This is a genomic window from Streptomyces sp. NPDC032745 (assembly GCF_055579465.1).
The window spans coordinates 38,953-65,040 of the sequence record NZ_JBVING010000005.1 but is presented as its reverse complement, the minus strand read 5'-3'; the positions used below and the strand labels follow the sequence as shown (position 1 = coordinate 65,040).

23 protein-coding genes and 1 riboswitch are annotated in these 26,088 nt (G+C 71.3%); of the genes, 11 read left to right on the top strand and 12 right to left on the bottom strand.

Annotation, left to right across the window (positions count from 1 at the left end; genetic code table 11):
- Positions 1-84: 84 nt before the first annotated feature.
- Complete coding sequence (locus ACZ5WG_RS14365) at positions 85-777, top strand: alpha/beta fold hydrolase (protein ID WP_468723146.1); 693 nt, start codon at positions 85-87, stop codon at positions 775-777.
- 92 nt (positions 778-869) lie between these two features.
- Here ACZ5WG_RS14365 and ACZ5WG_RS14360 read toward each other — a convergent pair whose 3' ends face one another.
- Positions 870-1,085 (bottom strand): three-helix bundle dimerization domain-containing protein, encoded by a 216-nt coding sequence (locus tag ACZ5WG_RS14360; protein WP_468723144.1) that lies wholly within the window; start codon positions 1,083-1,085, stop codon positions 870-872.
- Positions 1,086-1,186: 101 nt separating this feature from the next.
- Positions 1,187-1,570 carry a winged helix-turn-helix transcriptional regulator gene (locus tag ACZ5WG_RS14355; protein WP_468723142.1) on the bottom strand — a complete coding sequence of 128 codons (384 nt, stop codon included), beginning with the start codon at positions 1,568-1,570 and terminating at the stop codon, positions 1,187-1,189.
- Positions 1,571-1,715: 145 nt separating this feature from the next.
- Between ACZ5WG_RS14355 and ACZ5WG_RS14350 the strand changes: the two genes are divergently transcribed.
- On the top strand, positions 1,716-2,123 hold the full coding sequence (locus ACZ5WG_RS14350; protein ID WP_468723140.1) for a RidA family protein: 408 nt from the start codon (positions 1,716-1,718) through the stop codon (positions 2,121-2,123).
- 81 nt (positions 2,124-2,204) lie between these two features.
- Here ACZ5WG_RS14350 and ACZ5WG_RS14345 read toward each other — a convergent pair whose 3' ends face one another.
- The gene (locus tag ACZ5WG_RS14345) at positions 2,205-3,344 is read right to left on the bottom strand and encodes an amidase domain-containing protein (RefSeq protein WP_468723139.1); all 1,140 of its coding nucleotides are present in this window, start codon (positions 3,342-3,344) and stop codon (positions 2,205-2,207) included.
- Between the two features lie 207 nt (positions 3,345-3,551).
- Here ACZ5WG_RS14345 and ACZ5WG_RS14340 point away from each other — a divergent pair, with 207 nt between their 5' ends.
- On the top strand, positions 3,552-5,726 hold the full coding sequence (locus ACZ5WG_RS14340; RefSeq protein ID WP_468723137.1) for a transglycosylase domain-containing protein: 2,175 nt from the start codon (positions 3,552-3,554) through the stop codon (positions 5,724-5,726).
- 47 nt (positions 5,727-5,773) lie between these two features.
- Here ACZ5WG_RS14340 and ACZ5WG_RS14335 read toward each other — a convergent pair whose 3' ends face one another.
- The 5 genes from ACZ5WG_RS14335 to aceA form a co-directional block, all read right to left on the bottom strand.
- A complete protein-coding gene (locus tag ACZ5WG_RS14335) occupies positions 5,774-7,096 on the bottom strand; it encodes a polysaccharide deacetylase family protein (RefSeq protein ID WP_468723136.1) in 1,323 nt (440 codons plus the stop codon).
- A gap of 233 nt (positions 7,097-7,329) precedes the next feature.
- Positions 7,330-8,712, bottom strand: a complete 1,383-nt coding sequence (locus tag ACZ5WG_RS14330) for a (2,3-dihydroxybenzoyl)adenylate synthase (protein WP_468723135.1) — start codon at positions 8,710-8,712, stop codon at positions 7,330-7,332.
- A gap of 309 nt (positions 8,713-9,021) precedes the next feature.
- Positions 9,022-9,900 carry a 3-hydroxybutyryl-CoA dehydrogenase gene (locus ACZ5WG_RS14325; protein WP_468723134.1) on the bottom strand — a complete coding sequence of 293 codons (879 nt, stop codon included), beginning with the start codon at positions 9,898-9,900 and terminating at the stop codon, positions 9,022-9,024.
- Positions 9,897-11,489: a malate synthase A gene (gene aceB / locus ACZ5WG_RS14320; protein WP_468723133.1), complete on the bottom strand. Its 1,593-nt coding sequence runs from the start codon at positions 11,487-11,489 to the stop codon at positions 9,897-9,899. The genes ACZ5WG_RS14325 and aceB overlap by 4 nt, the downstream gene beginning before the upstream one ends.
- A gap of 151 nt (positions 11,490-11,640) precedes the next feature.
- On the bottom strand, positions 11,641-12,927 hold the full coding sequence (gene aceA, locus ACZ5WG_RS14315) for an isocitrate lyase (protein WP_468723132.1): 1,287 nt from the start codon (positions 12,925-12,927) through the stop codon (positions 11,641-11,643).
- 369 nt (positions 12,928-13,296) lie between these two features.
- Between aceA and ACZ5WG_RS14310 the strand changes: the two genes are divergently transcribed.
- The 7 genes from ACZ5WG_RS14310 (at position 13,297) to ACZ5WG_RS14280 (ending at position 22,707) form a co-directional block, all read left to right on the top strand.
- The gene (locus ACZ5WG_RS14310; RefSeq protein WP_468723130.1) at positions 13,297-14,718 is read left to right on the top strand and encodes a short-chain fatty acyl-CoA regulator family protein; all 1,422 of its coding nucleotides are present in this window, start codon (positions 13,297-13,299) and stop codon (positions 14,716-14,718) included.
- A 304-nt stretch (positions 14,719-15,022) separates the two neighbouring features.
- Positions 15,023-15,202, top strand: a riboswitch (cobalamin riboswitch).
- A 227-nt stretch (positions 15,203-15,429) separates the two neighbouring features.
- Positions 15,430-16,929 (top strand): CoA-acylating methylmalonate-semialdehyde dehydrogenase, encoded by a 1,500-nt coding sequence (locus ACZ5WG_RS14305; RefSeq protein WP_468723129.1) that lies wholly within the window; start codon positions 15,430-15,432, stop codon positions 16,927-16,929.
- On the top strand, positions 16,926-18,080 hold the full coding sequence (locus ACZ5WG_RS14300; RefSeq protein ID WP_468723127.1) for an acyl-CoA dehydrogenase family protein: 1,155 nt from the start codon (positions 16,926-16,928) through the stop codon (positions 18,078-18,080). Before ACZ5WG_RS14305 ends, ACZ5WG_RS14300 begins: the two co-directional genes overlap by 4 nt.
- The gene (locus tag ACZ5WG_RS14295; protein ID WP_468723126.1) at positions 18,077-19,150 is read left to right on the top strand and encodes an enoyl-CoA hydratase/isomerase family protein; all 1,074 of its coding nucleotides are present in this window, start codon (positions 18,077-18,079) and stop codon (positions 19,148-19,150) included. The genes ACZ5WG_RS14300 and ACZ5WG_RS14295 overlap by 4 nt, the downstream gene beginning before the upstream one ends.
- Complete coding sequence (gene mmsB, locus ACZ5WG_RS14290; protein WP_468723125.1) at positions 19,147-20,052, top strand: 3-hydroxyisobutyrate dehydrogenase; 906 nt, start codon at positions 19,147-19,149, stop codon at positions 20,050-20,052. Before ACZ5WG_RS14295 ends, mmsB begins: the two co-directional genes overlap by 4 nt.
- Before the next feature lie 4 nt (positions 20,053-20,056).
- Positions 20,057-20,839: an enoyl-CoA hydratase gene (locus tag ACZ5WG_RS14285; protein ID WP_468723123.1), complete on the top strand. Its 783-nt coding sequence runs from the start codon at positions 20,057-20,059 to the stop codon at positions 20,837-20,839.
- 128 nt (positions 20,840-20,967) lie between these two features.
- Positions 20,968-22,707, top strand: a complete 1,740-nt coding sequence (locus ACZ5WG_RS14280; RefSeq protein WP_468723122.1) for a WG repeat-containing protein — start codon at positions 20,968-20,970, stop codon at positions 22,705-22,707.
- A 39-nt stretch (positions 22,708-22,746) separates the two neighbouring features.
- On the opposite strand, the gene ACZ5WG_RS14275 is transcribed toward ACZ5WG_RS14280, so the two are convergent.
- The 4 genes from ACZ5WG_RS14275 to ACZ5WG_RS14260 form a co-directional block, all read right to left on the bottom strand.
- On the bottom strand, positions 22,747-23,202 hold the full coding sequence (locus ACZ5WG_RS14275; RefSeq protein WP_468723120.1) for a secondary thiamine-phosphate synthase enzyme YjbQ: 456 nt from the start codon (positions 23,200-23,202) through the stop codon (positions 22,747-22,749).
- Complete coding sequence (locus ACZ5WG_RS14270; RefSeq protein ID WP_468723118.1) at positions 23,199-23,513, bottom strand: hypothetical protein; 315 nt, start codon at positions 23,511-23,513, stop codon at positions 23,199-23,201. Before ACZ5WG_RS14270 ends, ACZ5WG_RS14275 begins: the two co-directional genes overlap by 4 nt.
- A 104-nt stretch (positions 23,514-23,617) precedes the next feature.
- On the bottom strand, positions 23,618-24,157 hold the full coding sequence (locus ACZ5WG_RS14265; protein ID WP_468723117.1) for an SRPBCC family protein: 540 nt from the start codon (positions 24,155-24,157) through the stop codon (positions 23,618-23,620).
- Between the two features lie 44 nt (positions 24,158-24,201).
- Positions 24,202-25,233 (bottom strand): medium chain dehydrogenase/reductase family protein, encoded by a 1,032-nt coding sequence (locus ACZ5WG_RS14260; protein WP_468723890.1) that lies wholly within the window; start codon positions 25,231-25,233, stop codon positions 24,202-24,204.
- Positions 25,234-25,400: 167 nt separating this feature from the next.
- On the opposite strand from ACZ5WG_RS14260, the gene ACZ5WG_RS14255 reads away from it, so the two are divergent.
- Positions 25,401-26,078: a TetR/AcrR family transcriptional regulator gene (locus ACZ5WG_RS14255; protein WP_468723115.1), complete on the top strand. Its 678-nt coding sequence runs from the start codon at positions 25,401-25,403 to the stop codon at positions 26,076-26,078.
- Positions 26,079-26,088 lie beyond the last annotated feature (10 nt).

The following is a 26,088-nucleotide window of genomic DNA, read 5'->3' as shown; positions in this document are numbered from 1 at the left end:
ATGACGGAAGCGGCGAATTCGGCCACATTCGTAGGGTGCGCAGCACGGGCCGCGCATTCAGGCCCGAAGAACACTGGAGGAAAGATGAACGACAACGCACCGCGCGGAAATGTCGTGCTCGTTCACGGAGGCTTCGTGGACGGCTCCGGTTGGCAGGGTGTGTACGACGCCCTCAAGGCCGACGGCTACAACGTGGCCATCGTGCAGAACCCCACGCTTTCGCTGGAAGGCGACGTGGCCGCCACCCATCAGGTGATCGACGGGATGCCGGGACCGGTGACCCTGGTCGGCCATTCCTACGGCGGGGTCGTGATCACCGAGGCGGGCAACCACGAGAAGGTGACCTCGCTGGTGTACATCGCCGCGTTCGCCCCCGACAAGGGCGAGTCGGTGAGCACCCTGATCGCCGACCCGCCGCCGGGAGCCCCGGTCCCGCCCATCCTGCCGCCCGACCAGGGCTTCCTGTTCCTGGACCGCGACAAGTTCGCCGACTCCTTCGCCGGCGACCTGCCGCGCGCCCAGGCCGAGTTCATGGCCGACTCCCAGGTCCCGTGGGGCCTGGACGCCCTGGGCGGCACGGTGTCCCGGCCTGCCTGGCGGACCAAGCGCGCCTGGTACCTGATCGCCACCGACGACCGCATGATCCCGCCGCCGGCCCAGCACGCGATGTCCGAGCGGATCGGAGCACAGACCGTCGAGGTGGCCGGCAGCCACTCCGTGTACGTCTCGCAGCCGGACGCCGTCGCAGAACTGATCAGGCAGGCCGCCGCCGGCTGAAGACCGCCGATGCCACGCCGGGCCCGGCTCGGCAGCGCCCGCCGATCGATCCGCCACATCCGGTTCGGCGGGCGCCGCCCACGCATCGACCGTCAGGTATGGCGGTTCGTCTGCTGGTCAGAGGGCAGCAAGTCCTTGGCCCGGCGCTCCATCAGGACCGGCAGGTAGGTACGCACACGTGCATATCTGAGCTCTTCGTACGCCGTCCGTACCGAGCTTTCCACCAGCCCGGCATCCAGCTCGGGGTGGGCCTTCATCAGCCGCTCCGCGACATGGCGGATGGTGAGGTCATCCTCCGACTCAGCCACCGCGCACCTCAGCCTTCCTCCGGGGACCGGCTTCCTCAGTCTCGCGGAGCGGCGGTCACCCCGGAAGCCGATCTTCCGCCGCTTTGCGCGGCCATTGGCCGTCAGGCGTCGTCGAATCGCCGGCGGGAGGCCTCGATGTGACCGAGGTGGCGGTGGGTCCAGTCGCACAGTCCGTCGATCGTCACCCGCAGGGCCTGGCCGGGCTCGGTGAGGGTGTACTCGACCCGTGGCGGCACGACGGGGTGCACCGTCCGCTCGACCAGACCGTAGCGCTCCAGCATGCGCAGGTTCTGGGTGAGCATCTTGTGGCTGACGCCGTCGACCTCATCGCGCAGCTCGCTGAACCGCAGGGTGTCGTCCCCCAGGGCCTCGATGATCAGGAGCGCCCACTTGTTGGCGACGTCCGAGAAGATCTCCCGCCCCAGGGAGTCCGCGCGCCGCAGGTCCGCCTCGTCGGGCGAGCCCGTGAACTGCTTGGTCACCATCAGGTTCCCCAGTCACTGAAAAGTGCGTTCTTCCATGTCAGCAACCACTCTCCTACGGTTCCTGAGTAACCACAAGAGAGCAAGCGCGCGTTACGGCTCGATGGAAGCGAGCTCGCGGGCGCTCATGGCAATGGAGGCAGGCAGCATGTCCATCACCCTGGTGAACCCCAACGGATTGCCGGAAATCGACGCCTACCGGCAGGTGTCGATCGCGACAGGATCGAAGCTGGTCTTCATCGCCGGACAGGTCGCCTGGGACGCCGACGGAGTCAATGTCGGCGAAGGCGACCTCGCCGCCCAGGTCGAGCAGTGCTACCTCAACATCGCCACCGCCCTGGCCGAGGTCGGCGCCTCCTTCGACGACGTGGCGAAACTGACCGTCTACGTCGTCGACTGGACCCCGGACAAGATGCCCCTGCTCATGGAGGGGCTCGGCCGGGCGGCCGCGAAGCTGGGGGTCACCGCGGCACCCCCTGCCTCGCTGCTGGGTGTCGCCGCTCTGGACGTACCCGAACACCTGGTGGAGGTCGAAGCCACCGCGGTCATCGACTGAACGGGCGCTCCGGCGTCGGTGATCCCGGCCGGCTTCTCCTGCCGCGGGGGTTCCGCGGCAGGAGAAGCCGAAGGGCACCCGTCAGGTGCGGTACGCGTAATAGACCGCGTCCGGGTAGGACGCGATGATGCTCGCGAGCGACTTCCGGTACGTGTTGGTGGAGTGGTAGGTGAGGTACGGCATTCCGGCGTTGCTGCGGTACGTCACCATCATGGAATGGTCCTTGGACCCGTCCCTGTTGAAGTCCACCTGCACGATGTCACCGACGTCCGTCTGGTAGACGCTGGCCAGGTTGGCGGCCCGCTGGTTGGACAGCGTGAACCACGCCCACTCGTTCGCCCCGACCCACGAGTCGGTCTGGCGCGTGCCGTCGTACGACCAGTTGCGGTAGTCCGTCGTGGGGCCCGGAACGGTCTTCCAGCCACCCGCCTTGAGCGCCTGGCTGATGAAGTTGGTGCAGTCACCCCCCGCTCCGCTGAACTTGCGGTACGCCGGGTTGTAGTTGCTCCAGTACTTCTCCGCGTACTTCGCCATGGCCGTGTAGTCGTACGCACCGCCGGTCTTCGCCTTGGGCTTCGCCGGGGCGGGGTACTTGGTCGACGCGGGCGTGCCGTCCGGGTACTGGTTGCCGTCGTCCTTGACGACTTTCGCCTTGGCCGCCACCGGCTCGTTGATCGCGACGGGGCCGTTGTCCTGGGACTTGATCGAGGTCAGCTCCCAGGCACCGCCCCGCTTGCTGGTGAGGGTCAGTTCGTAGCGCGTCCGGAAGTCGGTCGTGGCAGGCTCGTCCCCGCGCAGCTTCTTGTAGGTGAGCGTGGTGTCCTCGGTGACCGCGACGGTGGCCTTCCCGCCGGTGACCGTGGCTCGCTCCACGGCGACGTGGGTGGTGGCACCCGTGTAGGCCTCGCCGAGCGCCGCCAGGCGCGTCTTACGGGACTGCAGCGACGAGATCGCGGCGTCCTCGTCCTTCTTCAGCTGGGCCGACATGCGCGTCTTCGCGGAGGCCGGGCCGGAGTTGCGGTGCCCCGGGTTGTCTTCGACCAGAGCCTGGGTGCGCTGGGAGAGCACGTCGTCGGCCATGCGGGCGAAGGCGTCGACGGTCGCGCGGTCGGCTGCTTCGGGCCCGGAACCCGCACTCGCGGAGTAGGCGAACAGCGTCGCGGACGACAGGGTCACGGTCAAGGCTGCGCCGACGGCAAGCCTGAACCTCTTTGGTATCACTGCTTTTCCCCTTGTCACCCGGTCCACACGAACCGGGGGACGGAATCCTCGCACAACCTGACGACTCCTTCGATGCGTTCCGCTTCGCCGGCAGTCGCCTGACAGGAACCGTCTCGAGCGCAGGGCGGCCTGCCTCCGGTTCATCTCCGGCCACGGCGCCGTACTTCGCGGCCCGATGCCGATGCCTTCACGCCGGCCTCACAGCAAATGCCTCTAGGGTATGCAGGAAAGTACAGCAAGGGGGCATTCCCAGTGGGCAGGCAGGATACGTCCGCAAGAGGGCGATCGTGGGGCAGGCGGGCGGTTCCGGAGGGTAGTGGCGGTGCCCCGTCGGGCCGCCGGGGGAAGACCGGGACGCGCCGTCGGCCCCGGGCGTCAGCCGGCCGGCCGGCCGCCCTCGCGTCGGCCACCGCTGCGGCGCGCACACAACTGCGGCGCCTGCGGCCCGCCTTCCCGAGGCCGGGCCGCAGCGGCTGGCGCCGGTGGATACCCTCCTGGCGCCAGTGGCTGGGTGCCTGCCTGTATGCGTTCGCAGTCCTGGCGGGCTTCATCACGTACGCCTACGCGACCACGCACATACCCGAAGACCTCAACTCGTTCGCCACGCAGCAGGACAACGTCTACTACTGGGCCGACGGCTCCACGATGGCCCGGACGGGCTGGGTCAGCCGGCAGGAGATGCCGCTGGACAAGGTGCCGGCCAAGGTCCAGGGAGCCGTTCTCGCCGCCGAGAACGCGAGCTTCTACTCGGATCCCGGCGTGTCACCGTCCGGCGTCCTGCGCGCCCTGGGTGCCGCGGCGACGGGGGGCGAGACCCAGGGCGGGTCCACCATCACGCAGCAGTACGTGAAGAACGCCTACCTGAACCAGGACCGCACACTCTCCCGGAAGTTCACCGAGCTCCTGCTCGCCGTGAAACTGGACAACCAGAGGGACAAGGACCAGATCCTCCAGGACTACCTCAACACCAGCTGGTTCGGGCGCGGGACGTACGGGATCCAGCGCGCCTCCCAGGCGTACTACGGCAAGGACGTCTCGCAGCTCAATGCCAGCGAGGGCGCCTTCCTGGCCTCCCTCCTCAAGGGCGCCGGGCTGTACGACCCGGCCCTCGGCAAGGAGAACCACGAGCGGGCCGTCGAACGCTGGGCCTGGATCCTGGACCGCATGGTCGAGACCGGCCGGCTCTCGCGCGCCGAGCGCGCCACCTACACCGCCTTCCCCGAGCCCTCGGGGGCCGCCCTCCCCGGAACTCCCGGCGCGCAGACCGGCTATCTGGTCGAGCTGGCCAAGGCCTACACGATCAAGGCGGGCCACATCTCGGACTCCGACTTCGACCTCGGCGGCTACCAGATCTACACGACCTTCGACCGGACCCGCATGACGGCCCTGACCTCCGCCGTTCAGAAGGCGCAGAAGGACTTCGACGCCGAGCGGCGTCCCGACACGGACAAACACGCGAAGATCGGCGCGGCGAGCGTCTCCCCCGACGGGCGGCTGCTCGCCGTGTACGGCGGCCCCGACTATCTGAAGCAGGGCTTCAACGAGTCGAACGCGACGACGATCCCGGTCGGCACGGCGTTCACGCCGATCGTCTACGCCGCCGCGCTCGACGAAGGAGTGCTGCGCTCGCGCGGCAAGACCCGTACGCCCGTCTCCCCCTCCACCACGTACAACGGCGACGACCAGGTCACCGTGCAGACGCCCGAGGGGCCGTACTGGGACCGCAGCGGCAAGGTCGTGAAGGGCCGCAACGACGACGGCCGCAACTGGGGCCAGGTGACCTTGCGCCAGGCCGTCGCCAACTCCGTGAACACCCCCATGATGCAACTCGGCCTCGACGTGGGCCTCGACGGCGTGCAGTCGTTCGCCCAGCGCGCGGGCCTGCTCGGATCGAGCCTCGGGCCACGCATTCCCACGTTCGCGCTCGGGGAGAACTCGATGCCCAGTGCGATCCGCATGGCCGGCGCCTACGAGACCTTCGCCGCCGACGGCATGCACACCGACCCCTACTCGGTGCGCTCGGTCAGCCTCAACGGCGCTGCGGTGCCGCTCGATACGCCGCAGCCGACCCGCGCCGTGACGGCCAAGACCGCCCAGGCGGTGACGGACGCCTTGCGGGACGCGGTCACCGAGGGTTCGGCGAAGGCGGCGGGCAAGGCGCACGCCGGGGCGGCGGGCAAGACCGGAACGACGGCCGCGAATACGGCCGGCTGGTTCGTTGCGAGCACCGAGCAGGAGTCCACGGCCGTGGTGGTCTACCGGATGTCGCTGACCGACCTGGTTCCGCTGCCGCTGACGGGACTGGGCGGCGACGCCCCGGGCACGCCCGGCAGCGAGCGGGCGGTGCGTCTGTGGACCGATTACATCAAGGCGGTGAAGTAGGCCGGGCAGCGCACGCTGCCCGGCCCCCCGGCGACCGCAGGGCCCGTCTACTTGATGAGCGAAGCCCAGTCCGGTGCCTGCGCGGGGTCGAGCGTGCGCAGTTGGGCCAGGACCTTCGGGTCCTGCGCGTCGAGCCAGTCCGCCAGCTCCCGGAACGACACGCAGCGGACGTCCTGGCGCGGACAGACGTCCTTCATCACGTCCTCGACGGCCTTCATGTAGATGCCGCCGTTCCAGTCCTCGAAGTGGTTGCCGACGAACATGGGCGCCCGGCTGCCGTTGTAGACACGGTTGAAGCCGTTCAGATACGAGCCCCTGGTCTGCGCCTGCCACGCCGCGAACTTCGCCGGGTCGCCCTGCGTGCTGTCGCCCGACTGGTTGAAGAGGAAGTTGAAGTCCATGGAGAGGACCTGCACCTCCTTGCCCTGCAGCGGTACGAGCTGCAGGGGGAAGTTCCAGATGCCGTCCTGCTTGGACGGCCACAGCTGGAAGTCGCCCGCGGAACTCGCGTCGTAGCGCCAGCCGTACGGCTTGATCGCGGTCAGCAGGTTCTTCTGGCCCTCCAGGCAGGGCGCCCGGCCCCCGACCACTTCCCGGTCCGGGTCGAAGGGCAGCGGCGCCTCCTTGGTGAAACCGGTGTTGGTCTTCCAGTTCTTGACGAAGGAATACGTCTGGTCGATCTCGCTCTTCCATTCGGCGGGGCTCCAGTCCCCGCCGCCCTTGGGGCCGCAGAAGTGCCCGTTGAAGTGCGAACCGATCTCGTTGCCGTCGCCCCAGGCGCCGCGCAACTGCTCCAGCGTGCTCTTCACGTGCGGGACGGTCGGGTAGGAGATGGCGGCCGAACCCTGGCTGTGCTGGGGCGGCCGGTAGAGCGTCTTCTTGCTTTCCGGCAGCAGGTAGATGCCCGTGAGGAAGAAGGTCATATGAGCCTTGTTCTCGCGGGCGACCTCGCGGAAGTGGGAGAAGAGGTGGTCGTCGCCCTCCAGCGCGCCGTCCCAGGAGAACACCACGAACTGCGGCGGCTTCTCCCCGGGCTTCAGCCGCTCGGGCTTGAGCTGTCCCGGCTGTGGCCCGGTGTAGGAGGTGGAGCCGTCGCCCAGCACCTTGACCTTGCCGTCCCACGCCTCCTCGGCCTTCTTCGCAGCGGCGGCCCCGTCGGCCGCACCGCCCGGAGCCCCGAGCTTCGCATCGTGCTGGGCGGCCCCCGAGGGACCGCTCCTCGTGAAGGCGAACGCGGCGGCGGTGGCCCCGGCCATGGCGATCACGGCGACGCCTATGCCCAGGCGCCTGCGGTTCTGCGCCTTCCTCCGTACCTTGCGGCTACTCCGGGACTCCGTCCGGGCAGCCGGAGCGGTTTCGGTATCAGCCATCGCAGTCGTCCCCCTGAGATCCCCGCAGCCGGGCCGCGTGTGGATGGTTCATACGAATATAGAACTTGTCCGCACTCATCCCACACTCCGGACTCCTCGACCCGTCGCTTCACAGCCAACTCACAGCCCACACCGGGTACCGGCCTCAGGGGGCGGTGGGGCCGTGTCCGGTCGGACGAAGGCAAGGATCGGCGGTGCGGGCGACCTCGAGCCGAGGCGCCCTGCCCTGCCCGTCACGGGCCGGACGGATCCTCGTGGACGGCCCGCCGCGGGGCGTCATCGAGGGTCACCACCAGGTTGCCGTCCGGGGTGCGCCGCGCGAGTTCGCCGGTGCGGAAGTACCCGTCGGCGGTGAAGGAGCGTGCGTTGCGGCCGGGGGACCGGTAGTAGCCGCGCAGGGTGTACGGACCGCGGGCGAGGAGTTCGCCGGGCTCTCCGTCGGGGACGTCCTTGCCGTCGGCGTCGACGATGCGGATCTCGTCGTCGGGCGAGAGCGGCCGGCCCTGCGTGGCGAGCACGGTCTCTTCCGGATCGGCGGGCCGGGTGAGCGTGAGCAGCCCCTCGGCCATGCCGAAGACCTGCTGCAGGCGACAGCCCAATTCCGGTCCTATCCGTTCGGCGGTCGCCCGGTGCAAGGGCGCGCCACCGACCTGGAGGAGACGCAGACTGCTCAAGTCGGCCTGGACCGTGGGGAGTACGTCGAGCCACAGCCGGGCGGCGGCGGGCGCCAGCGACGTGACGGTGACCCGCTCCCGTTCGATGACCGCGAGGCATTCGGCGGGTTCCGGGTTCTCGGCCAGGACGACGGTGCCGCCGACGGAGAGGGTGCCGACGATGCCGGGGCAGCCGAAGGCGAAGTTGAACTCGGCGGGCAGCGCGGCGAGATACACGTCGTCCTCGGTGAGCGACACCAGCTCCGCGGCGGCCCGCGCCTGGTAGGCGTAGTCGTTGTGGGTGCGCGGAACGAGCTCGGGCGCCGCGGCGTTACCGCCGGAGAGCAGGAGGAACGCCACCTGATCGGGGCTCTGCGCAAGCGCCGGCTCGGGCGCGGCGTCGATGGAACCCAGCGGGGAGTACTGACAGCCCGACGGGTCGGTCGTAAGGCCGCCGTACGGGGACGACTCGCCCGGCGCCTCAAGGGTGAACACCCGCCGCAGGAACGGCCATCGGGCCGCGATGTCCGCAGCCATCGCCGTGTGGTCGAAGCCCTGGTACGTCGGGGGAGCGACGTAGCCGACGGCCTGGGTGACCCGCACGAGCTCGGGCACCTCGGACGTGCGGTGCGAGAGCGGGCAGAACACGGGGATCGCGCCGACGCGCATCAGCGCGAACACGGTGACGACGTACTCGGGAACGTTCGGCAGCTGGACGACCACCCGCTGCCCGGGCCGGAGGCCGCGCAGCCGGAATCCGGCGGCCATGCGGTCCACGCGCCGGTTCAGGTTCGCGTACGTGATGCGGGTGCCGCCGTGCACGAGCGCGGTCCGTGGCCCGTACTGCAGGGCCCAGCCGCGCAGCAGGTTGTCCAGCGTGTTGCCACGCCAGTGCCCGGCCGCCCAGTAGCGTTCGACGAACTCCTCGGGCCAGGGCGTGCAGCCGGCGAGCATGGATGTCATTCGTTTCCCTCTGTGCCGGGTTTCCGGACCGGAAACCCGGCGGGTCGTGTTTCGGTGCGTTGCCCCTGGCAAGCCAATCCTCCACCACCCCTGTTCGCAATGCGCTTTCCGGACCATGGGCGCTGAATTCCATCAGCGGAAAGTCCAATCAGGGCCTCTGACCAGCAACTTCAACGGGACCGTGTTCGCGTCCCTTTCGCCCGGCGGCGCCAAGACCCGGGGCGGCGGGGCGCGACGACACCACTCGTCACGCCCCGCCCTCCCGCAGCAGCCGGGGCACCCTCGACCCGGGCCGCGAACCGGGGCCCCTCAGCCCCGGTCGTACGTGTGGAACCCGCGGCCCGTCTTGCGGCCGAGGAGCCCTGCCTGGACCATCCGCTGGAGGAGCGGCGGCGGGGCGTAGAGGGGTTCCTTGAACTCGTCGTAGAGGGATTCCGCGATCGCGGCAACGGTGTCGAGGCCGATGAGGTCGGCGAGCTTCAGCGGTCCCATGGGATGGGCGCAGCCGAGCACCATGCCGGCGTCGATGTCGGCGGCGGTGGCGAAGCCGGACTCGGCCATCCGGATGGCCGACAACAGGTAGGGGACCAGGAGCGCGTTGACCACGAACCCGGACCGGTCCCGGGAACGGATCGCGCTCTTGCCGAGCTTCTCGCGTACGAAGGACTCCATCGCCTCGGCGGTGTCCGCCGTCGTGTGGAGGGAGGAGACGATCTCCACCAGGGGCAGGACCGGGACGGGGTTGAAGAAATGCAGGCCCAGTACACGGTCGGCGCGGCGAGTGGCCATGCCCAGGGTCGTGATCGGGATGGCGGAGGTGTTGGAGGCGAGGATCGCCTCCGGGTCCTCCACGATCTTGTCGAGAGCGCTGAAGATCTCCGTCTTCACGTCGGCGTTCTCGACGGCGGCTTCGATGACCAGTTGCCGGTCCGCGAGATCCTCGAGGTCCCCGGTGAACAGCAGGCGGGCCAGTGCGTCCTCGGCGGAGATCCGGTCGAGCTTGCCGCGCTGCACGGCGCGTTCCAGCGATACGGCGACCCGCTCACGGGCGGCGCGGGCCGCCGTGGCGTCGGCTTCGCAGACGACTGTGTCGAGGCCGGCGCGGGCGCAGACTTCGGCGATGCCGGCGCCCATCTGGCCGCCGCCGACGATGCCGATGCGACGGAGCCCGGAGCTGAGCGTGCTCATGAGCGGGCCTCCGTGCGGCGGACGAGGTGGCGGGTGTAGGCGTCGGGGGTGAAGAAGGCGGGCAGCTCGCGGCCGAGGGCGGTGCGTTCCAGGATGCCGCGCGCTTCCGCGGCCAGGGCGTCGGGCTGCTCCGCGGCGAGAGCCGCGCATTCGGTGTCGATCAGGCGCAGCACCTCGTCCCGGGTGATCCGGCGGTGGCGCAGCCACTGCCAGAGCTGGACGCGGGCGATCTCGGCGGTGGCCGCGTCCTCCATCAGCCCGTAGAGGGCCACGGCGCCGCTGCCGCGCAGCCAGGCGTCGAAGTACCGCAGGGCCACGGCCACATTGGCGCGCACCCCCTCCGTCGTGGGCGGTCCGCTGATGCGGCGGACCGACAGCAGGTCCGAGGCGCGGACGCTCACGTCCTCACGGGTGCGGTCGATCTGGTGCGGACGCTCGCCCAGGACGCCGTCGAAGACCTCCCGGCAGACGGGGACCAGACCCGGGTGGGCGACCCAGGAGCCGTCGAAGCCGTCCTCGGCCTCGCGCTCCTTGTCGAGCCGCACCTTGGCCAGGGCCGCTTCGTTCGCGGCCGCGTCCTTGCTCGGGACGTGGGCGGCCATGCCGCCGATGGCGTGGGCGCCGCGCTTGTGGCACGTACGGACGAGCAGTTCGGCGTACGCCCGCATGAACGGGGCGGTCATGGTGACCTTGGCCCGGTCGGGCAGCAGGAAGTCGGTGCGGTGCCCGAAGTTCTTGATGAGGCTGAACAGGTAGTCCCAGCGGCCTGCGTTGAGACCGGAGCTGTGCTCGCGCAGCTCGTAGAGGATCTCCTCCATCTCGAACGCGGCCGTGACCGTCTCGATGAGGACGGTGGCCCGGACGGTGCCGCGGGGGATGCCGAGGAGTTCCTGGGCGAGCAGGAAGACATCGTTCCAGAGGCGGGCCTCGTACCGGTTCTCCAGCTTGGGGAGGTAGAAGTACGGTCCGTACCCGGCATCGATCTGCCGCCGGGCGCAGTGGAAGAAGTACAGGCCGAAGTCGACCAGCGAGGCGGGGACGGGTCGGCCGTCGACCGTGAGGTGCTCCTCGGTGAGGTGCCAGCCGCGGGGGCGGACCACGATGGTCGCGAGTTCCGTGCCGAGGCGGTACTCCTTGCCCCCGGGGGTGGTGAAGTCGATGCGCCGCTCGATGGCGTCGAGCAGGTTGAGCTGACCGCCGATGACGTTGTCCCAGGTGGGCGCGGTGGCGTCCTCGAAGTCCGCCATCCAGACCCGCGCCCCGGAGTTGAGGGCGTTGACGGTCATCCTGCGGTCCGGCGGGCCGGTGATCTCGACGCGGCGGTCGGTCAGGCCGGGCGCGGGCGGGGCCACCCGCCAGCCGGGGTCGGCGCGGACGGCCGAGGTGGCGCGGGAGAAGTCCAGTGGCGAGCCCGCGGCCAGGTTGGTGTGGCGGCGCTGCCGCTCCTTGAAGAGCTCGAGCCGTCGCGGGGCGAAGGCGGCGTCGAGGCGGCCGATGAAGTCCAGGGCCGCGGGGGTGAGGATCTCCTCGTGGCGCTCGCCCGGCGTTCCGTGGACCTGGACGGTGTGGGTCAGTGCGTGGGTGGACATGGTGGGTCTCCTCCGGGGAGGGGAGGGCCGGACGGGACGCTGCGTCCGGCCCTCCGGAACACGGGCCGACGGGACGGGCCGGCGAAGCGGTGCTGCTCGCCGGCCCAACGGGGTCCCAGGACCTGCCGGGGTCCCAGGACCTGCGGGGTTCCTAGTGGAACTGCTCCTCCTCGGTGGAGCCGGCGAGCGCGGTGGTGGAGGAGGCGGGGTTGACGGCGGTGGAGACCAGGTCGAAGTAGCCGGTGCCGACCTCGCGCTGGTGCTTGACCGCGGTGAACCCGTGCTCCTGGGCGGCGAATTCGCGCTCCTGGAGGTCCACGTACGCGGTCATGCCGTGCTCGGCGTAGCCGCGGGCGAGGTCGAACATGCCGTGGTTGAGGGAGTGGAAGCCGGCGAGGGTGATGAACTGGAAGCGGTAGCCCATCGCGCCCAGCTCCCGCTGGAACTTGGCGATCTGGTCGTCGTCCAGCGCCGCCTTCCAGTTGAAGGAGGGGGAGCAGTTGTAGGCCAGCATCTGGTCCGGGTACTGAGCGTGGATCGCCTCGGCGAACTCACGGGCCTGCTCCAGGTCCGGGGTTCCGGTCTCCACCCAGATCAGGTCCGCGTACGGGGCGTAGGCGAGGCCGCGGGCGATGACCGGGGCCATGCCGCCCAGGACGTGGTAGAAGCCCTCGGCGGTGCGCTCCCCGGTGCAGAACTCGGCGTCGCGCTCGTCGACGTCGCTGGTCAGCAGAGTCGCGGCGAGGGCGTCCGTACGGGCGATGATCAGGGTCGGGGTGTCGGCGATGTCGGTGGCCAGGCGGGCCGCGTTCAGGGTGCGGATGTGCTGCGCGGTGGGGACGAGCACCTTGCCGCCGAGGTGGCCGCACTTCTTCTCGGAGGCGAGCTGGTCCTCGTAGTGGATGCCGGCCGCACCTGCCGCGATCATGGCCTTGGTGAGCTCGAAGGCGTTCAGGGGACCGCCGAAACCGGCCTCGGCGTCGGCGACGATCGGCGCGAGCCAGTCGATGCCGTCCGTGCCGCCCTCGGCGGTGGAGATCTGGTCGGCGCGCAGCAGCGCGTTGTTGATCCGACGGACCACCTGGGGCACGGAGTTGACCGGGTAGAGGCTCTGGTCCGGGTAGGTGTGCCCGGCCTGGTTGGCATCGGCGGCGACCTGCCACCCGGAGAGGTAGATGGCCTGGAGGCCGGCCCGGACCTGCTGGACGGCCTGGCCGCCGGTGAGGGCGCCGAGCGCGTGGACGTAGTCCCGCTCGTGAAGCTGTCGCCACAGCCGCTCGGCGCCGCGCCGGGCCAGCGTGTGCTCCTCGCGGACGCTGCCGGAGAGCCGGACCACGTCCTCGGCTGAGTAGGTCCGCTCGATGCCGGCCCAGCGCGGGTCGCTCGCCCAGCGCTCGGCGAGGTCCGCTGCCGCTGCCGTCGTGTTCGTGTCTGCCATGACCGTCACCGTCTCCATGATCTCGATTGAGCTGCGCCTGTACGTCAAAGGTGCAAAGCCTTGGCACTGTGTGCCGTTCGTGCTGGTGGCGGCCCGCCGTCCGTGCATGGAACGAGCTGAGCAATGTTGTCGAACCCCAGCCGGAACCTGCCGGGATCACCGACATCAGGGCATGAATCGCGCCCGGCGGTTCCGCGCCGGCCGCCGAGTCCGGCGGGCCGCAGGACGACTCTCCCAATGACACCCAGTGCCATCAAGAAGGGATGTCTGCTAAGTTCTGCGCATCTTTTCGCGCTGGTTTGCCAAGTCTGCAAAGGCCGGCCGATGCGGACTCCCGAGCTACGCTGACGCGGGACACGAGGGGGCGCGGTGAGCAAGACGTACGCGGGAGCGCGGCTGCGGCGGCTGCGCGAGGAGCGCCGGATGAGCCAGGCCGATCTGGCCCGGGTGCTCGCGATCTCGCCCAGCTACCTCAACCAGATGGAGCACGACTCCCGCCCGCTGACCGTGCCGGTGCTGCTACGGCTCACCGAAGCCTTCGGCGTCGACCCCGGCTTCTTCTCGGAGCGCGACACCGGCCGCCTCGTCGCGGACCTGCGCGAGGCGCTGGCCGGGGAGGTGGCCGAGGCCCGGGTCTCCGCCTCCGACCTCGCCGAACTGGCCTCCCGGATGCCGGCGGTCGCCCAGGTGCTGCTGGACCTCGGGCGACGCAGCCAGCGGCTGGCCGAGGGCCTGGCCGGGGTCGCGGACGGCCGTGACGGGGACATGGGCGGCCCCCTCTCCCCGCACGAGGAGATCCGCGAGTTCTTCTACCGCCGCCAGAACTACCTCCACGACACCGACCTCGCCGCCGAGGAACTCGCCCGCACCATCGGGATCCGGCCCGGCGAGGTGGTCCGCGCCCTCTCCGCCCGGCTGGCGGACCGGCACGGCGTACGGGTCGCGGTCGCCGGTGACTCGGCGGCCGGCTCCGAGCGGCTGCACCACTACGCGGAATCCGGGCGCGTGCTCCGGCTCTCCGCCCGCCTGAGGCCGGGCCAGCAGGCCTTCCGGATGGCCACACAGCTGGCCCTGCTCGAGTACGGGGACGAGCTGGACCGGCTCGCCTCGGAGGACTTCCCCGCCGGTTCCACCCCGCACGGCCTCGCCCGGATCGGCATCGCGAACTACTTCGCCGCCGCGCTGATCCTCCCGTACGGCGCCTTCCACACGGCCGCCGAGGGATTCCGCTACGACATCGAGCGGCTCACCGACCACTTCGGCCTCGGCTACGAGACGGTCTGCCACCGCCTGAGCACCCTCCAACGCCCCAGGCTGCGCGGGGTCCCCTTCTCGTTCGTGCGCGTCGACCGCGCCGGGAACATGTCGAAGCGGCAGTCCGCGACCGGATTCCACTTCTCCCGCGCGGGCGGCACCTGCCCGCTGTGGAACGTGTACGAGGCCTTCGCCGCGCCCGGCCGCATCCACGTCCAGGTCGCCGCCATGCCGGACGGTCAGCGCTACCTGTGGACCGCCCGCGCCGTCACCCGGCACCGGGGTGGCTGGGGCGAACCCGGCAAGACCTTCGCGATCGGCCTCGGCTGCGAGATCCGGCACGCCTCGCGGCTCGTCTACTCCGACGGCCTCGACCTGGACGACACCTCCGCCGACACGCCGATCGGCATGGGCTGCCGGATCTGCGAGCGCCTGGAGTGCCCGCAGCGCGCCGTCCCGCCGCTCGGGCGCCCGCTGGCCGTCGACGAGAACAGCAGCACCTTCGTCCCGTACCGGGTCGCCGAGCGCGCGGAGTAGGGCCCCGTCGCGGAGCAGGGCCGGTTCGCGGGAACCGCCCAGCCGGAAGGCCTCCGCCGGCGTCACCGGCTCCCCGGCCCGTACGGCGGGCAGTTCGGCCCAGCCGGGCAGCGAGGTCACCGGCTCCCGTTCGCGCAGGGTGCGTTCCGGGCTGAACCCGCAGGGGAGCAGCAGGACCACCTCCGGACGGGCCGCCCGGACCGCGTCCCAGTCCATGCGCCGGGTGTGTTCGCCCGGCGCGGCGATCAGTGCGTTCACACGTCCGCGCCGTGGGTGGGGTGGACTTACTAGGACGTCCAACTATATGTTCGTGGCAACCCGCGGTGCAGGGAAGCCGGTGTGAATCCGGCGCGGTCCCGCCACTGTGACCGGGGAGTGTGCTCTTCAGTAGTTCAGGCCACTGACGGAAATCCATCCGTCGGGAAGGCCGGAGAGCGCGCGCTGATCCGGGAGTCAGGATACCGGCCGTGGGGTGTTCCGTGTTGTCCACGAGGATGGAGAAGACACGCATGGCACCGGTACGTGACCACGGCCCAGGTGATCCGGCGGAGTACCCGAACGGCACGGCCCTGTCCGCGCGTTCGTGACTCGACGGGCGCTTTCGCGCCCTCACTGTCCCGCGGCCGGCCCCGCGGTGCGCACCCCGGTCGGTGCCGTACCGCGCCCTCGCCGCGCCTTCCTCGGATCCTCACCTGATGAGAGCAGGCTTCGATGGTCCGCGAGCTCACCCATTTCATCGGCGGAAAGCACACGACCGGTACCTCCGGTCTCTTCGCCGACGTCCACGACCCCAACACCGGCGCGGTACAGGCCCGGGTCCCCCTGGCGGGGCGTGCCGACACCGAGGCGGCGATCGCCAACGCCGAGGAGGCCCAGCTGGAATGGGGCCAGTGGAACCCGCAGCGCCGTGCCCGCGTCATGCTGCGTTTCCTCCAGCTCGTCGAGGGCGAACGCGACGCGCTGGCCCGGCTGTTGTCCTCCGAGCACGGCAAGACCGTCGCCGACGCCCACGGCGACCTGCAGCGAGGCCTGGAGGTGGTCGAGTTCGCCGCCGGAATCCCGCACCTGCTCAAGGGCGAGTTCACGGACAACGCCGGAACCGGCATCGACGTGCACTCGCTGCGCAGCCCGCTCGGCGTCGTCGCGGGGATCACCCCCTTCAACTTCCCCGCGATGATCCCGCTGTGGAAGGCCGCCCCGGCCCTGGCCTGCGGAAACGCCTTCATCCTCAAGCCCTCCGAGCGGGACCCCTCCGTACCGCTGCGCCTCGCCGAGCTGTTCCTGGAGGCAGGTCTGCCGCCGGGCGTGCTCAACGTCGTCAACGGCGGCAAGGAAGCGGTCGACACCCTCCTCGAGGACCCGCGCGTCCAGGCCCTGGGCTTCGTCGGCTCCACTCCGGTCGCCGCGCACATCTACGCCACCGCCGCCGCGCACGGCAAGCGCGCCCAGTGCTTCGGCGGCGCCAAGAACCACATGATCGTGATGCCCGACGCCGACCTGGACCAGGCCGCCGACGCCCTCGTCGGCGCCGGATACGGATCGGCCGGCGAGCGCTGCATGGCGATCTCCGTCGCCGTCCCCGTCGGGGAGGAGACCGCGGATGCGCTCGTGGCGAAGCTGAAGGAGCGCATCGCCGCCCTGCGCATCGGCACCTCCGACGACCCGGACGCCGACTTCGGTCCCCTGGTCAGCCGGGACGCCCTCGACCGGGTCGACCGCTACGTCGGCATCGGCGCCACCGAAGGCGCCGAACTCGTCGTGGACGGGCGCGGATTCACCCTTCCCGGGCACGAGAACGGCTACTTCGCAGGAGCCTCCCTCTTCGACCGTGTCACCCCGCAGATGCGGATCTACCGCGAGGAGATCTTCGGCCCGGTGCTGTGCGTCGTACGGGCCGCCGACTACGAGGAGGCCCTGCGGCTGCCCAGCGAGCACCCGTACGGCAACGGCGTCGCCATCTTCACCCGCGACGGGGACACCGCCCGCGATTTCACCCGCCGCGTCAACACCGGCATGGTCGGTGTCAACGTGCCCATCCCGGTCCCCGTCGCGTACCACACCTTCGGCGGCTGGAAGAAGTCCGGCTTCGGCGACCTGAACCAGCACGGCCCGGACGCCATCCGCTTCTACACCCGTACCAAGACCGTCACCTCGCGCTGGCCCTCCGGGGTCAAGGAGGGCGCGAGCTTCACCATCCCGACGATGGGATGAGCACCGTGACCACCCTCACCGAGGACCAGCTCGCTCTCGCCGAGGTCACCCTCGACTTCGCCCAGGAGCAGCTGGCCCCCTACGCCGTGGCCTGGGACCAGGACAAACACTTCCCCGTGGACGTCATCCGCAGGGCCGCCGCACTCGGCCTCGGCGGGATCTACGTCCGCGAGGAGCACGGCGGCTGCGGACTCACCCGAGCCGACGGGGTCCTCGTCTTCGAGACCCTGGCGACCGGCTGCCCCTCCATCGCCGGCTACCTCTCCATCCACAACATGGTCGCCTGGATGGTCGACCGGTACGGCAACCGGCAGCAGCGCGAGCGCTGGCTGCCGGGCCTCTGCTCCGCCGAGACCCTGGGCAGCTACTGCCTCACCGAACCGGGCGCGGGCTCGGACGCCGCCGCGCTGCGCACCCGCGCCGTGCGGGACGGCGAGGACCAGTACGTGCTGACCGGCGTGAAGCAGTTCATCTCCGGCGCCGGAGCCTCCGACGTGTACGTGGTCCTCGCCCGCACGGGCGAGGACGGCCCCCGCGGGATCTCCGCCTTCGTCGTCGAACGCGGCGACCCTGGCGTCTCCTTCGGCGCGAACGAGCGCAAGATGGGCTGGAACGCCCAGCCCACCCGCCAGGTCGTCCTCGACGGCGTCCGGATCCCCGCCGGCCGGCGGCTCGGCGCCGAGGGCGACGGTTTCCGCATCGCCATGCACGGCCTCAACGGCGGCCGCCTCGGCATCGCAGCCTGCTCGCTCGGCGGCGCCCAGAGCGCGCTCGACCGCAGCCTCACCCACCTCGCCGACCGAGAGGCCTTCGGGGCCCGGCTGCTCGAGGCCCAGGCCCTGCAGTTCAGGCTGGCCGAGATGGCCACCGAGCTCACCGCCGCCCGCGCACTGGTCCGGCAGGCTGCGCAGGCCCTGGACCACGGCGACCCGCAGGCCCCCCAGCTCTGCGCCATGGCCAAGCGCTTCGCCACGGACACCGGCTTCTCCGTCGCCGACCGGGCACTGCAACTCCACGGCGGATACGGCTACTTGAGTGAATACGGCATCGAGAAGATCGTCCGGGACCTACGGGTCCACCGGATCCTGGAAGGAACCAACGAGATCATGAACGTCATCGTCGCCCGCGGCCTGACGGAGCACCTTCGATGACCGGGGACGAGGAGGTCCTGGTGCGTACCGAGGGACGGGCCGGCCGGCTGACCCTCAACCGCCCCAAGGCCCTCAACGCACTCAGCCACCCCATGGTGCTGCGCATCGAGGAGGCCCTCACCACCTGGCGGGAGGACCCCTCGGTGGAAACGGTGGTGATCTCCGGCGCGGGAGAGCGCGGACTGTGCGCGGGCGGCGACATCCGCGCCATCTACGAGGACGCCCGCTCCGGCGGCAGCGCCTCGGCGGACTTCTGGCGGGACGAGTACCGGCTCAACGCGCTGATCGCCCGCTACCCCAAGCCGTACGTCGCCCTGATGGACGGCATGGTCATGGGCGGCGGCGTCGGCATCTCGGCCCACGGAACCGTGCGGATCGTCACCGAACGCTCACGCGTCGCCATGCCGGAGACAGGCATCGGCTTCGTCCCCGACGTCGGCGGGACCTACCTGCTCGCGCTGGCCCCCGGCGAGCTCGGCACCCACCTGGCCCTGACCGGCGCGCCCGTGGGCGCCGCCGACGCGCTGCTCTGCGGCCTCGCCGACCACTTCGTACCGGCCGAGCGGCTGGGCGCGCTGGTGGCGGGGCTCGCGCAGGCGCCCGTACACGACGCCCTGGCGCCGCACGTCGGCGAGGCGCCGCCCGGTGAACTGTCCGCCCACCGGGAGTGGATCGACCACTGCTACGCCGCCGAGACGGTGGAGGAGATCGTCGAACGCCTCCTCGGCAGCGGGGTACCGGCGGCCAAGGAGGCGGCCGCCACCCTGGCCGCCAAGTCCCCGACGGCGCTCAAGGTCACCCTGGCCGCGCTGCGCAGTGCCCGCCGGCTCGGCCCGCTGGAGCGGGTCCTGGAGCAGGAGTACCGCGTCTCCTGCCACGCCTTGCGCTCGCCCGACCTGGTCGAGGGCATCCGGGCCCAGGTCATCGACAAGGACCGCAGCCCCCGCTGGTCGCCCGCCCACCTCGCCGAGATCGGCGAGAGCGACGTGGCCCGCTCCTTCGCCCCGCTCGGCGCCGACCGCGAACTGAACCTCGCCGCCCCCAGCTCCCTTCAGGAGGTGCCCTGGTGACAACCGTCATCGCCTTCATCGGCCTCGGCCGCATGGGCGGCCCGATGGCCGCCAGCCTCACGGCCGCCGGCCACCGCGTACTCGGCTTCGACCTCGTCCCCGATGCGCTGGCCGCCGCCGCGGCGGCCGGGGTGGAGATCGCGGACTCCGCACGGGCGGCCGCGGCCGGGGCGGACGTGGTGATCACCATGCTGCCCGCGGGACGCCACGTACTCGCGCTCTACCGGGACGAGGGGCTGCTGGCGGCCGCGAAGCCCGGCACCCTGTTCATCGACTGCTCCACCATCGACGTCGCCGACGCCCGCGCCGCCCACGGGGCGGTGGTCGCGGCCGGCCACCGGGCCCTGGACGCCCCCGTATCGGGCGGAGTCATGGGAGCCGAGGCGGCGACCCTCACCTTCATGGCCGGCGGGGGCGAGCCCGAATTCGCCCAGGCGCAACCGCTGCTGGCGGCCATGGGCAAGAAGACGGTGCACTGCGGGGGAGCGGGCGCCGGGCAGGCCGCGAAGATCTGCAACAACATGATCCTCGGCATCTCGATGATCGCGGTGAGCGAGGCCTTCGTCCTCGGCGAGAGCCTCGGCCTGTCCCACCAGGCCCTCTACGACGTCGCTTCCACCGCCTCCGGCCAGTGCTGGGCGCTCACCGCCAACTGCCCCGTCCCCGGCCCGGTCCCGGCCAGCCCCGCCAACCGCGACTACCGCCCCGGGTTCGCCGCCCCCCTCATGGCGAAGGACCTCGGACTCGCCGCCAACGCCCTGCGCGCCGGCGGCATCGACACCGGACTCGGCCTGCGCGCCGCCGACATGTACACCGCCTTCGCCGAAGGCGCCGGAGCGGACCAGGACTTCTCCGCAATCGTCCACGCCCTGCGCGAAGCAGCCGCAGCACAGAACGGATGACCTCATGACCGACACCCCGTACGAGACGATCCTCGTCGAGCGCAAGGGCCGCACGGCCCTCCTCACCCTCAACCGGCCGAAGGCGCTCAACGCCCTCAACCTCCAGGTCATGAACGAGGTCGTGGCCGCCACCGAGACGCTGGACCGGGATCCGGAGATCGGCTGCATCGTCCTCACCGGCTCCGCGAAGGCGTTCGCCGCCGGTGCGGACATCAAGGAGATGCAGCCGCAGGCGTACGTGGACATGTACCTCACCGACTGGTTCACCGCCTGGGACCGCCTCGGCAACGTCCGCACCCCCACCGTCGCGGCCGTCTCCGGCTACGCGCTGGGCGGCGGCTGCGAACTCGCCATGCTCTGCGACATCCTGCTCGCCGCCGACACCGCCGTCTTCGGCCAGCCGGAGATCAAGCTGGGCGTGATCCCGGGCATCGGCGGCTCCCAGCGGCTCACCCGGGCCGTCGGCAAGGCGAAGGCCATGGAACTCTGCCTGACCGGCCGGACCATGGACGCCGTCGAGGCGGAACGCGCCGGGCTGGTCTCCCGCATCGTCCCGGCCGAGGAGCTCCTCGCCGAGGCCCTCACCGTCGCGGAAACCGTCGCGGCGATGTCCGCGCCCGTCGCGATGATGGCCAAGGAGGCAGTGAACCGGGCCTTCGAGACCACCCTGGCCGAGGGGGTCCGCTTCGAACGCCGTCTGTTCCACGCGGTGTTCGCCACGGCGGACCAGAAGGAGGGCATGTCCGCCTTCGTAGACAAGCGAGCCCCGGACTTCACCCACCGCTGACCCACCTCACCCGGCAGGTGCGGGGCGCGGCGCACGCTCCCGCACAATGATCTCCGGATCCCGCAGGCGCGGCCGCCCACCGGCGCCGCCTGCGGCCTGCCCGCACCGAACCGACCCCGGGAGAGCCCGTGACCCCGCCGAGCCCCGTGCCGTCCACGCCGTACGCCGTCCCCGTCGTGGGCCGCGCCCCGTTCGGGGCGAGGTGGGCGCTCGTCGACGGCTCCGGGCAGCTGGTACGTCCGCCGGACCTCACCGCCGTCGGGCCGTTCCACGAGGACGGCGGAGGCGGCCTGATCGCCCCCGCGGCCGACCTCGCGGGGCGTTGGGGGTACCTGGACGCCCGGGGCGGCTGGATCGCCGAACCCGGCCTCGAGTGGGCCGGGCCGTTCGACGGGGCAGGCCTGTCCCGCTTCCGGTCGGCGGAGCTGTGGGGGTACGCGGACACCACCGGCGCGCATGCGGTGCCGGCCCGTTTCACCGACGCGGAGCCCTTCCACCACGGGCTGGCCGTGGTCCGTACCGATGACGGTGCGGGGTACGCCGACCCCACGGGCCGGGTGGTGATCGGCGGCGGCTTCCAGGCCGCCGGGCCCTTCGCACCCGTGGGGCTCGGTGGCGTGAGGCTGGCCGAGGGCGGCCGGTGCGGATACGTGGACCGCCGAGGGCGACTCGCCGTCCCGGCCCGGTTCGACGGGGCCCGGCCGTTCGGCCCGGGCGGGGCCGCCCCGGTGCGGATCGGCGACCGCTGGGGGCTGGTGGACACCGCGGGGGAGTGGATCGTGGAGCCGTCGTTCCGCCTGGTGAACCCCTTCGACGAGAACGGCCTGGCGTACGTGGTCGGCGGCGAGACCGGCGCCCTGTTCACGGGCTTCGTGGACTGCCGGGGCGAGCTGGTCATCACGCGCCGGGGCGAGATGGACCAGGAGCTGCGCTGCGGCCTGCTGAAGGTCGGCAACGGCTTCGTGCGCGGCTACGTCGATCGAAGCGGGCAGGAGGTGATCGAGCACCGGTACGCCTGGACGGAGGCCTTCTCCCGCAGCGGCGCGGCCGTGGCCCGCGAGGACCATCCCGAGCGGTGGGGCGTGCTGCGGACCGACGGCACGTTCACGCGCTCTCCGCACCGGGAACCCCTGACCGACGACGACGGCCGGGTCCTCGGCTTCGACGACGCCACCGGGCTCGCGCCGTTCGTCACCGACGGCGGAGCCGTGGTGTACGCGGGCCCGGACGGCCGGGACGTGTGCCGCGTCAGGGCCGCAGGCGACGGCAGCTCCGTCACCCTGGGCGACGCTGCCGGCCGGACCGTCTGGGAATCCGCGGCGGGCACGGCGTCACCGGGCACCTTCAAGCGGGCCCGGCCGTTCCTCACCCGTGAGGCCGGCCAGTACGTCGACCACCTCCCCGCCTGGGAAGGCGACCCGGCGGCCGTCGCCCGGGAACTGCTGGAGCGTCAGGCGCAGCCGTTCCGCCCGTGCTCGATGATCTTCGACGGCTCCGCGGACCCGTACGACCTGTCGGGGCTGGACGAGGAGGACGAGGACGGGGTGTGGCACGGCGCGATCCGCGTGATCGCGAGCGTCTTCCTCCTGGCGGAGTCCCTGACCGAGTACCCCTTCCTCCACGATTGGACGACCGAGCGCTTCGGGGAGGTCTTCGACACCCTCGAGGTGCGCCTCGTGGCCCGTTACGGACCGCCCTTGCCGGCCGGTGAGGCCGTGCTCCTGCGCTACGGCGACGGGGACCGGTCCACCACCTGGCGCGTGGGCGGGCGCCTGCTGGTCCTCCAGGAGTACGGCCTCGTGGGCGACGGCGACATCGAACTGCAGACCTGGCTCGCCGCGGTCGACGCCCCGCCCTCCACCGATTGAGAACCGCTGGAGTACGGCCGCATGGGAGCACCTGGACGGCTACGCGGCCAGGAAGGACAGCCGTACCGTGCGGTGGGGGTTGTCCCGGTTGGTGTCCACCAGCACGATGGACTGCCAGGTACCGAGGGCCAGCCTGCCCCGCACCACCGGCAGTGTGGCGTGCGGCGGCACGAACGCGGGCAGTACGTGATCGCGGCCGTGCCCGGGGGAGCCGTGCCGGTGGTTCCAGCGGTCGTCGGCGGGCAGCAGGGTACGCAGCGCCTCCAGCAGGTCGTCGTCGCTGCCGGCGCCCGTCTCGATGACGGCCAGCCCGGCCGTCGCGTGCGGAGTGAACACGTTGAGCAGTCCGTCGCGGCCCCGGGAGGCGTCCCGCAGGAACTCTGCACAAGCCGCGGTCAGGTCGTGCACGGTCTCCGAGGAACCCGTCGTCACATCGAGGGTGCGTGTGGCGAAGGTGTCCCGGGGAACCGGGTCGACGGGGGATGGCGGCGTCATGCCGGTCCTGCCCCGCCCCGGTGGGTGTCTGCGGGCAGGTTCCGGGGGACCGTGGTGGCCCCGCCGATGCGTACGGCGTCCACCATCGCCTGGTGCAGGAGGCGGCTGGCCTCCTCGGACGGGCAGGGCACCGGACTGCCGGTGACGGTGAACCAGTCCGAGCCGCCGCTGTACTGCACCGCCACCTGGGCCTCCTGGCCCGACCAGGTGGTGTGCAGGGTCAGGTCCCCGCTGAGGAGCCCCGCCTCGTCGGTGCGTACTCCGCCGCGTCCGGCGTAAACCCCTGTCGTCGTCCACGAAGCCCAGGTCATGGCGCATCGCCCCTCACCGCGGAGTCCTCTGGCCCTTCCACGGTACGGCGGGTCCGGCGATCCCGCGTGGTCGCCGCGGCGCAGAACGGCCGACGGGGAGTTCTTCAGGCTCCGCTTTCGGCCTCGGCCTCGGCCTTCAGGCGGTGGAGCCAGGTGTCGAGGGAGGCGTCCAGCGCCTGCTGGAGAGCGCGCGTGTCGGCGTTGACGGGCGCGCCGGCCCAGGACTCCTCGGTGTGGACGTGCACCCCGTCCTTGCGCTGGGTGAAGGTCCATACGTGGACCGCGGTGATCCCCTGCGCCGGTCCGCCCCACGCGATGCGGCGCTGCGGTACGACCTGGCGAACGGTGGAGTCGATGCCGGCGAGGCCGTGGACGGACCAGCGGAACACGGACCCGGCCCGCAGCGGGCCGGGCGTGCGCTTGGTCGCCTCGATGACCTCGGGCTGCCACGTCGGCCAGGCCTCCACGTCGGTCTGGATCTTCCAGACCTTGTGCAGCGGCGCGTGGATGACGATGTCGTCGCGCGTGATCACCGGTGCATCGTGGTCGATCTCCACGGGGTGATGAGGGGCGCCGGTGCCGCAGACGCCGATCGTGAACGCGATGGGGAGGGCGGCGGTCTTGGCGAGCAGGGTGGTCAGCATGGCGGTTCTCCAGGGGGAGCGGTGAGGGCGAGGGGGCGGCCGGGTCAGGGGACGAGGACGACCTTCCCGGCGACCGTCCCGGACTCGGCCAGACGCATCGCCTCGGCGACGCGGGCCAGCGGGATCTCAGCCGCGACCTTGGCGGTGATCTCACCGCGCTGCAGCGCCGTGAACACCTGGGTGAGGTCGGAGCGCAGGCGCGCCCGGAAGCGGTTCTTGGCGTAGGCGCGCCCGGCCCACACGTTGAAGAAGTACGCACGGCGGCCGTTCGGCAGCGCGTTCCACAGCCACACCCGGCCCAGCAGTTTGAGGATCGGCGACGAGCCGGAGCCATCGTCGTCGCGGGTGGCGGCGCTGCCGTACGAGACGAGCGTGCCGCCGGGGGCCAGGAGCCGCCAGGAATCGACGATGCCCTCGCCGCCGACGTGGTCGAACACCGCGTCCACCCCGCCGGGCGCGAGTGCCCGTACCCGTGCGGGAACGTTGCCGGAGCGGTAGTCGACGGGAGCCACCCCGAGGGCGCGCAGCCCGTCGTGGTGACGGGCAGAGGCGGTGCCGATCACCCGGGCGCCCGCGGCGAGCGCCAGCTGGACCAGGACCGAGCCGACACCGCCGTTGGCACCGTGGACCAGGACGGTCTGCCCGGCGCGCACCCGGGCCTTGCGGTGGAGCATCTGCCACGCGGTGATGCCGTTGACGACCGCGGTCTCCGCGTCCACCGCGCTGACGCCGTCGGGTACCTCCACCACGTCGGCGGCGTCGAGCGCGATGTGGCTGGCCCAGCCGCCGGTCTTCGTCAGCGCCGCCACCCGCCGGCCGAGCAGGCCGGAGCCGACGCCTTCGCCCGCGGCCAGCACCGTGCCGACCAGGTCGTATCCGGGGACGAAGGGGAACGCGGGCTGGTCGTAGTACCGGCCGCGGCGCATCTGCTGCTCGGCGAAGGACACGCCCGTCGCCTCCATCGCGACCACGACCTGCCCGGCGGCCGGTACCGGGACCGGCCGCCGGTGCAGCTCCAGGCCTTCCGGCTCGACCTTGCCCGGCAGAACGATCTCGATCAGCTCGGCGGTGTTCATCATGGCCTCCAGATAGTTTGGGCTTCTCGTGGTCGTTAGAAGCTGTAACTAGAATGAGCAGCTGTATCGCCGATGTCAAGGGAGTGGGTCATCTGATCGCGAGTGGGCTTGCCGATGGTGATAGCCTCTAACTGACTGGCGTGATGGGCGATGAGAGGGTGGCGGGCATGACCGGGAGTACGAAGACCCCCCGTGAGCGGTACCGGCAGCAGGTGCGCGAGGAGGTCAAGGAGAAGGCCTGGCAGCAGATCGCCGGATCCGGCGCCTCTGCGCTCTCCCTCAACGCGATCGCCAAGCAGATGGGCATGAGCGGACCCGCGCTGTACCGGTACTTCGCCAACCGCGACGAGCTGATCACCGAACTCATCCGCGACGCGTACCGCAGCCTCGCCGACGCCTTCATCGCCGTCGGCGCCGGGGAGGACGGGGGAGCGGGCCGGCCCGGCCTCGCCGCGCTGGCGCAGGTGCTCCGCCGCTGGGCCCTGGAGGATCCGCACCGCTACTTCCTCGTCTACGGCACCCCGGTACCCGGCTATCACGCGCCTCAGGACATCACCGTGATCGCCTCGGAGATGATGTCCGTCCTGCTCGACGCCTGCACCGCCGCCGGGCCGGACCCCGCCCCGGGTGCGGAGCCCCGTGCCTTCGAGGGCCACCTGGCCGGCCACCGGGAGTGGGCCGGGAGCCACCCGGACGCCCCGCCGTCGGCCCTGAGCCTGGCCCTGGCCTTCTGGACCCGCCTGCACGGCGTGCTGTCCCTGGAGCTGGCAGGCCACTTCACCGGTATGGGCCTGGACCCCGCCCTGCTTTTCGAGGCCGAGGTGGACACCTTGACCACCCGCTGACCCGTACGCA

What these genes read in the sequence shown, in the direction of transcription:
- ACZ5WG_RS14350 (WP_468723140.1), top strand. Translation starts at nt 1,716, where the DNA reads ATGTCCATCACCCTGGTGAACCCCAACGGATTGCCGGAAATCGACGCC.
- ACZ5WG_RS14295 (WP_468723126.1), top strand. Translation starts at nt 18,077, where the DNA reads ATGACCGGGGACGAGGAGGTCCTGGTGCGTACCGAGGGACGGGCCGGC.
- ACZ5WG_RS14305 (WP_468723129.1), top strand. Translation starts at nt 15,430, where the DNA reads ATGGTCCGCGAGCTCACCCATTTCATCGGCGGAAAGCACACGACCGGT.
- ACZ5WG_RS14365 (WP_468723146.1), top strand. Translation starts at nt 85, where the DNA reads ATGAACGACAACGCACCGCGCGGAAATGTCGTGCTCGTTCACGGAGGC.
- ACZ5WG_RS14300 (WP_468723127.1), top strand. Translation starts at nt 16,926, where the DNA reads ATGAGCACCGTGACCACCCTCACCGAGGACCAGCTCGCTCTCGCCGAG.
- aceB (WP_468723133.1), bottom strand. Translation starts at nt 11,489, where the DNA reads ATGTCCACCCACGCACTGACCCACACCGTCCAGGTCCACGGAACGCCG.
- ACZ5WG_RS14270 (WP_468723118.1), bottom strand. Translation starts at nt 23,513, where the DNA reads ATGACCTGGGCTTCGTGGACGACGACAGGGGTTTACGCCGGACGCGGC.
- ACZ5WG_RS14355 (WP_468723142.1), bottom strand. Translation starts at nt 1,570, where the DNA reads ATGGTGACCAAGCAGTTCACGGGCTCGCCCGACGAGGCGGACCTGCGG.
- ACZ5WG_RS14325 (WP_468723134.1), bottom strand. Translation starts at nt 9,900, where the DNA reads ATGAGCACGCTCAGCTCCGGGCTCCGTCGCATCGGCATCGTCGGCGGC.
- ACZ5WG_RS14265 (WP_468723117.1), bottom strand. Translation starts at nt 24,157, where the DNA reads ATGCTGACCACCCTGCTCGCCAAGACCGCCGCCCTCCCCATCGCGTTC.
- ACZ5WG_RS14255 (WP_468723115.1), top strand. Translation starts at nt 25,401, where the DNA reads ATGACCGGGAGTACGAAGACCCCCCGTGAGCGGTACCGGCAGCAGGTG.
- ACZ5WG_RS14260 (WP_468723890.1), bottom strand. Translation starts at nt 25,233, where the DNA reads ATGAACACCGCCGAGCTGATCGAGATCGTTCTGCCGGGCAAGGTCGAG.
- ACZ5WG_RS14340 (WP_468723137.1), top strand. Translation starts at nt 3,552, where the DNA reads ATGCCTCTAGGGTATGCAGGAAAGTACAGCAAGGGGGCATTCCCAGTG.
- ACZ5WG_RS14335 (WP_468723136.1), bottom strand. Translation starts at nt 7,096, where the DNA reads ATGGCTGATACCGAAACCGCTCCGGCTGCCCGGACGGAGTCCCGGAGT.
- ACZ5WG_RS14275 (WP_468723120.1), bottom strand. Translation starts at nt 23,202, where the DNA reads ATGACGCCGCCATCCCCCGTCGACCCGGTTCCCCGGGACACCTTCGCC.
- ACZ5WG_RS14330 (WP_468723135.1), bottom strand. Translation starts at nt 8,712, where the DNA reads ATGACATCCATGCTCGCCGGCTGCACGCCCTGGCCCGAGGAGTTCGTC.
- aceA (WP_468723132.1), bottom strand. Translation starts at nt 12,927, where the DNA reads ATGGCAGACACGAACACGACGGCAGCGGCAGCGGACCTCGCCGAGCGC.
- ACZ5WG_RS14285 (WP_468723123.1), top strand. Translation starts at nt 20,057, where the DNA reads ATGACCGACACCCCGTACGAGACGATCCTCGTCGAGCGCAAGGGCCGC.